Source organism: Ideonella sp. P3_A4 (genome assembly GCF_056403075.1).
Genome location: NZ_JBFUGE010001346.1, coordinates 1 through 605, shown reverse-complemented (window position 1 = coordinate 605; position 605 = coordinate 1). Strand labels below are relative to the sequence as shown.

General features: G+C 53.1%; 1 protein-coding gene. It reads right to left on the bottom strand.

Annotation, left to right across the window (positions count from 1 at the left end; genetic code table 11):
• Window positions 1-2: 2 nt before the first annotated feature.
• Window positions 3-389, bottom strand: a complete 387-nt coding sequence (locus tag AC1DYI_RS37945; protein WP_477209199.1) for a VOC family protein — start codon at window positions 387-389, stop codon at window positions 3-5.
• Window positions 390-605: the final 216 nt, after the last annotated feature.

Here is a 605-nt window from a genome sequence, read left to right as displayed (position 1 = left end):
GGTCACTGACCCTGCGGTGGCTGCCATAGCTCGACCTTGTTTCCCTCTGGATCAATGACCCAGGCAAACTTCCCATACTCGGATTCGTCAATCTTTTTGAGCACGTTGCAGCCTTCTTCCTTCAACACCTTTACTAAAGAGTGAAGGTCTTCTACTCGGTAATTGACCATGAAGGGAGCCGAGCTTGGAGCAAATTGATCACTTTCTTGTGGATTGATGCACCAGGCCGTTGTGCCTGCTACCGGCTTGCCCTGGGCGTCAGTCCAATCGAAGGCAGCTCCGCCCCAGACTTGGACATCGACTCCCAGGTACTGCTTGTACCAAGCCCGCAGAGATGGAGCGTCCTTGGCCTTGAAGAAGATGCCGCCGATGCCTGTGACTCGTTTCATGTGGCTTCCAATTTGCAGTGGTGGTGTGAGGGGAGTGTATTTCTCGGCTTAACGTGTTTTAGACATCAAACTGCATGGCCAGATGTAGACATGACTCCACATAAATGCCCAAGGCTGGATGTTTTGGCCGGAGAGCGACTTCCATTGATAGACACCTTCGGCGCAACACGTGATGTCCGTAGCTGGACATTTTCGCTGAGACGCGCGCGGCAAGAC